This window comes from Sphingopyxis sp., assembly GCF_036402335.1.
GTDB lineage: Bacteria > Pseudomonadota > Alphaproteobacteria > Sphingomonadales > Sphingomonadaceae > Sphingopyxis.
Window position 1 is genome coordinate 1 of the sequence record NZ_DASWTD010000625.1, and the last position, 5,150, is coordinate 5,150.

The window sequence follows — 5,150 nt, forward strand, 5'->3', positions numbered from 1 at the left end:
ACCCGACGATGTCCTGATCCGCGTCAAGCGGACCGCGATCTGCGGGACCGATATCCATATCTACAACTGGGATAGCTGGGCGGCGAAGACCATCCCCGTCCCCATGATCGTCGGGCATGAATTCGCGGGCGAGATCGTCGCAATTGGCTCGGGCGTCCGCCGCAAGCTGCGGATCGGGCAGCGCGTCTCGGGCGAGGGGCATATCATCGATTTCGATTCGGCGGCGGCGCGGGCCGGGCAGTTTCATCTCGATCCCGACACCAGCGGCGTCGGCGTCAACAGGCAGGGAGCCTTCGCCGACTATCTCGTGATCCCGGCATTCAACGTCGTGCCGCTTCCCGACGAGGTCGGCGACGATTTCGGTGCGCTCCTCGACCCCTTGGGCAACGCCGTCCACACGGCACAGCAGTTCGATCTGCTCGGCGAGAATATCCTCGTCACCGGGGCCGGCCCGATCGGCATCATGGCGGCGGCCGTCGCGCGCCGGGCCGGTGCCGCGAACGTCCTGATCACCGATGTCAACGACTATCGCCTCGAACTGGCCGCCAGGCTCGCCGACGTGCGTCCGGTCAACGTCGCGCGTCAGGATCTGCGCGAGATTCTCGATCGGCTCGGACTTGCGGGCGGGGTCGATGTGGCGCTCGAGATGTCGGGTAATCATGCCGGACTTGCGCAGGCGATTGATGCCTTGCGCATGGGCGGCAATCTGGCGCTGCTCGGCATCCCGGGCGAACCGATGCAGGTTAACTGGTCCGAAATTATCTTGAAGGCGCTGACCATCAAGGGCGTCTACGGACGCGAAATGTTCCGGACCTGGGACAAGATGCTCGGAATCCTGCGAAGCGGCCTCGACCTGTCACCCCTGATAACGCATCGCTTCGCCAAGACCGACTTTCAGCTGGGCTTCGATGCCGCGCGTTCGGGCATCGCTGGCAAAGTTCTCCTCGACTGGAGCTAGAAGCGGCGCAATTCGACTTTCAGGCTTCCGGTGCCCTGAAAATTTCTCTACAGAAAATATTTCCGTAGGGGGATACATGGATGCGCGCGGGGTTTTTCGAGCGGATTTTCCTGCCGGGGCTGGCATTCAAGGCAGCAGTGATCGGCGGCGGCTACGCTACCGGGCGCGAACTCGCGTCTTTCTTCCTCCCGAGCGGCGCGGTCGGCGGGTTCAAGGCGCTCGCGCTCGCAACCGTGATCTGGAGCCTTGTCTGCGCGCTGACCTTCGCGTTCGCTTTCGAGACCCGCAGCCGCGATTATCGGACCTTCTTCAAGGCGTTGCTCGGGTGTGGCTGGTTCGCGTACGAGATCGCCTTCCTGCTCGCTCTTGTCGTGATTCTCGCTGTTTTCGCGGCGGCAGCCGGTCAGGTCGGGAGCGCGCTTGCCGGTTTTCCCGCCTATGCCGGGGCGATTGGCCTCGCGGTCGCTATCGCTGTCGTCGCATCGTGCGGGAACGACGCGGTCGAAAGCCTGTTCAAATATGTGTCGGTCCTTCTCTACGGCACCTATCTGCTCTTCTTCGTCTTGGCACTCTGGCGCTTCGGCGACCGGATCTCGACCGGACTTGGCCATCCGGCGCCATCCGACGGCTGGATCGCGGGCGGCACGACCTATGCGATATACAATATCATCGGTGCGATCGTGATCCTGCCGGTTACGCGTCACCTGCGCTCGCGGCGCGATGCCGTTGCGGCAGGGCTCTTGTGCGGCCCGCTCGCGATGCTGCCCGCGGCGCTCTTCTTTCTCGCCATGATCGGCTTCGCGGACACACTGCTCGTTCATCCGCTGCCGTCCGATTTTCTGCTTTCGCAACTGGATATGCCTTGGTTCCGCGTGATTTTTCAGCTGATGATCCTTGCAGCAATGCTCGAAAGCGGCGTCGGTGGCGTCCACGCCATCAACGAGCGGTTGTCGAATATGATCGCCACGCGGGCAAGGCGCGACCGCGGTCTGACTCCGTTCCAACGGCTCGCCTCGACATCGGCCGTCCTGCTTTTCGCCGTCGTTGTCGCAGATCGCGTTGGCCTCGTAGCCTTGATCGCCGACGGATACCGCTGGCTCGCCTACCTCTTTCTTCTTGTTTATGTGGCGCCGCTTCTGACCCTTGGTGCCGCGCGGTTGTGGCGCACGCGCACGCACGCTGCCGCTTGCGAAGGCAGCCGAGAATGAGCGGGTCGACATTTCTCCAGCGGAATATTTTTCTAAATGGAAAGATTTTGCTTGAATGGCACTCGCCAAATGCGCATGACCGCATCCGGGAGGATCGGGATGCATATTTGGGATTCGCCGGAGTTCGACGCGCACGAGCAGGTTTGCCTGTTCGCGGACGAGCAGACCGGACTGAAAGCGATCATCGCGATCCATTCGACCGCGCTCGGCACCGCGGCGGGAGGCACGCGGTTCAAGCCCTATGCCTCGAACGGGGACGCCGTCGACGATGCGCTGCGCCTGTCGCGCGCGATGTCCTACAAATCCGCGCTCGCGGGGCTTCCGGTCGGCGGCGGCAAGGCGGTTATCGTCGGGAATCCGTCTCAGCTCAAGTCGCGCGATTTTCTTCACGCCTACGGCGCGTTCATCGATCGGCTCGGCGGAATTTTCTCGACTGGCGAAGATGTCGGGATGGGAATGGCGGATATCGACGTCGTCAGCGAGGTCACGCGCTATGTCGGGGGGACATCGGCCGGGACGGGCGACCCGTCGATCCACACCGCCGTCGGGGTGATGCACGGGCTCGAAGCCGTGATCGCCCACCGGTTCGGGCGTGCCGGCTTCGATGGCCTGCGCTTTGCGGTCCAGGGCCTCGGTGCGGTGGGGATGGGGGTGGCCGAACGGCTCCATGCTGCAGGGGCGCGACTTGTGGTGTCGGACATCCGCCCCGAGGCCGTCGACCTTGCCGTAGCGCGCTTCGGTGCCGAGGCTTCGGCCCCTGGCGACATTCACCGCGCGAACGTCGATATTTTCTGTCCCTGCGCGCTGGGCGGTATCCTGACTGAAGAAACGAGCGACGAGATCCGGGCGGCCGCGGTGGCCGGCGCGGCGAACAACCAGCTGGCCTCGCCGGCCGCGGGCGAACGCCTGGCAGCTCGCGGCATTCTCTTCGCGCCCGATTATGTGATGAACGCCGGCGGCATCATCAGCGGCATTACGGGCGGAGGGGCCCGGCCGGGGCGCGGCGGGGCCTTTCCGCGACTCGATGAAAGCCTCGCGGTCATTCGCCAGCGGCTGCTCGATATCTTCAGTCGCGCCGAGGCCGAAGGCCGCGCGCCCGAACTGATTGCGCAACATCTTGCCTGTGAACTGATCGGCCGATCGCCGCAAAGTGGTTCGCAGGCCTGACGGGGCGGAGGTACGCCTTCGCACGGCTGGGAACGCGCGGAGCAGAAGGCGGCGTCCGGACTAACGACAAACCGGAGGAGGGCTGACATGCGATACCCGATCATTCACTATCTGCTTCTGGCGACCGCGGCGGCGGTCCCGGTTTCGGCGGTGGCGCAAGGCGCGCCGGGGCGTGGCGACGCGTCGGCCCTGCCCGACGACATCGTCGTCACGGCAACCAAGCGCGCCGAACCCGTCCGCGAAATCGCGGGCTCGATTTCGGCGCTGACCGGCGAGGAACTCGACAAGTTGGGGGCGCAGGGGCTCTCGGATTATCTGACGCGCACCCCAGGCGTCGTCTTCAATGCGACCACGCCGGGTTCGGGTTCGGTAATCATCCGCGGCGTCGGCACGACGACGGGGCAGGACATCGGGCAGGCGACGACCGGAATCTTCATCAACGAAGTCCCGCTGACCGATCCGTCGCTTTCGATCGGGACGCCTGACATCGACACCTTCGACGTCGACAATGTCGCGATCCTGCGCGGCCCGCAGGGGACGCTGTTCGGATCCTCGTCGCTCGGCGGCGCGATCAACTACCAGGCCGCGCGGCCCGACCTCGACGATTTCGGCGCGCGCTTCCAGGGAAGCTTGCGGAGCACCCGCCACGGGAGAACCGGCGGAGCTGCGAAACTGATGCTCAACGCGCCCGTCGTCGCCGGGAAGCTCGGGGTGCGCGGGGTTTTCGTCTATCGTGAAGATGCCGGATATATCGACAATCTCGGCACCGGTGAGCGCGACGCCAACCGGACGGTGACCAAGGGAGGCCGTATTCTCGCCACTTGGGCGCCGACCGAGACGACGACGTTCAACTATCTCTACCTCGAGCAGCACCAGCGCACCGATGACTCGGGCTACCGGCAGGCGGGGTCGGGCGCCGAACTCGGGAAGAGCACGGAGGCGCCGGAATTCTCGACGTTCGGCACGCTGCTGCACCAGTTCCGCCTCGATCAGGAGCTCGCGATCGGCACGGTTACCGCGACCGCGACGCGCCATGAAAAAAAGACCGACGGGCTCAGTGATCTCACCGGCGGGCTGAGCGATGCCCTGTTCGGTCTCGCACCCATCTCTTCGTTCGGACCCGGCAGCAGCAAGGGCAACACGTTCGAAATCCGGATCGCATCGCCCGCCGGGTCGACTTTCGAATATCTGATCGGCGCGATGTACGACCGTACGAAGATGCGCCAGCGCCAGGTGATCTATGCTGAAGGGCTGGCCGACTTCGTCGATGTGGCCGGACCGTTGCTGGGGCTGCCCGCCGACAGTGGCCAGCTGCTCGCGCCCGGCGACCTGCTGGTCGACGCGTCGCTCCCCGCGACGGCAAAGGAAATGGCGCTTTTCGGCGAACTGACCTATAATTTCAGCGACCGGTTCGAGGCGACGCTCGGGGGACGCCTGTTCGAACAGCGGCTGGTGAACGGCTCCGATGCATACGGCCTGTTCGTGCTCCTTAACGCCGGCGAATATGAGCAGTCGATCTCGGGCTCGCGCAAATGGAGCGGTTTCAGTCCCAAGGCGTCGGTTACGTGGAAGCCGAGTGAGGACGTCATGGTCTATGGGCTGGCATCGAAGGGGTTCCGCTTCGGCGGCTCGAACCTCTCCGCGCTCCCGGGAATCCCGTCCTCCTACGATAGCGACTCGCTTTGGAATTTCGAGATCGGAACGCGTGTCGACCTGTGGGATCGCAAGCTGCTCCTCGACGTGACGGGCTTCTACATCGACTGGAGCGATATCCAGCTCAAACGCCAGCTCAGCGGTCTCAATTTCGCGCAAAACGC

General features: G+C 64.4%; 4 protein-coding genes. All 4 read left to right on the forward strand.

What is annotated here, in order from left to right:
• A partial coding sequence (gene tdh, locus VGD20_RS20065) for an L-threonine 3-dehydrogenase (RefSeq protein WP_331136142.1) occupies positions 1 to 958 on the forward strand: 958 nt, incomplete at its 5' end.
• An 80-nt stretch (positions 959 to 1,038) separates the two neighbouring features.
• Entirely contained in the window at positions 1,039 to 2,166 is a 1,128-nt protein-coding gene (locus VGD20_RS20070) for a hypothetical protein (protein ID WP_331136143.1), read from the forward strand.
• Between the two features lie 99 nt (positions 2,167 to 2,265).
• Positions 2,266 to 3,333: a Leu/Phe/Val dehydrogenase gene (locus VGD20_RS20075; protein WP_331136144.1), complete on the forward strand. Its 1,068-nt coding sequence runs from the start codon at positions 2,266 to 2,268 to the stop codon at positions 3,331 to 3,333.
• An 87-nt stretch (positions 3,334 to 3,420) separates the two neighbouring features.
• The coding region (locus tag VGD20_RS20080; RefSeq protein ID WP_331136145.1) for a TonB-dependent receptor at positions 3,421 to 5,150 on the forward strand (1,730 nt) is incomplete at its 3' end.

Excerpts from the sequence above, each read along its gene's own strand:
- VGD20_RS20070 (WP_331136143.1), top strand. The coding sequence starts at position 1,039 with ATGCGCGCGGGGTTTTTCGAGCGGATTTTCCTGCCGGGGCTGGCATTC.
- VGD20_RS20075 (WP_331136144.1), top strand. The coding sequence starts at position 2,266 with ATGCATATTTGGGATTCGCCGGAGTTCGACGCGCACGAGCAGGTTTGC.